This is a genomic window from Rhizobium sp. GR12 (assembly GCF_036596185.1).
Taxonomy (GTDB): domain Bacteria; phylum Pseudomonadota; class Alphaproteobacteria; order Rhizobiales; family Rhizobiaceae; genus Agrobacterium; species Agrobacterium nepotum.
Genome location: NZ_JASXTH010000058.1, coordinates 1 through 279, shown reverse-complemented (window position 1 = coordinate 279; position 279 = coordinate 1). Strand labels below are relative to the sequence as shown.

General features: G+C 50.9%; 1 rRNA gene. It reads right to left on the bottom strand.

From position 1 onward, the window contains the following. Positions 1-60: ribosomal RNA gene (gene rrf / locus QSK43_RS27250) — 5S ribosomal RNA — on the bottom strand; the annotation flags it as partial. Positions 61-279: the final 219 nt, after the last annotated feature.

The window sequence follows — 279 nt, the reverse complement described above, 5'->3', positions numbered from 1 at the left end:
GCGTTTCACGGCCGTGTTCGGAAAGGGAACGGGTGCGGCCGCCCCGCGATAACCACCAGGTCGGCAAAACGCAACATGTGATCCATGCGGAACGCATGGAAACTGTTGTTTCGAGAAGCTGGGAAGCTTTCGCTTCATTTAATTTAACACGTCTTGTCTGTGACCTGTCCGAAGCGCTTTGCGCGCCAGGACAGAACAGATGTCATCAAACTGCGTTTGATGAACATAATCAATGGGAACGAAGAAGTCGATCGAGCTATTAGTAACGGTAAGCTTCAC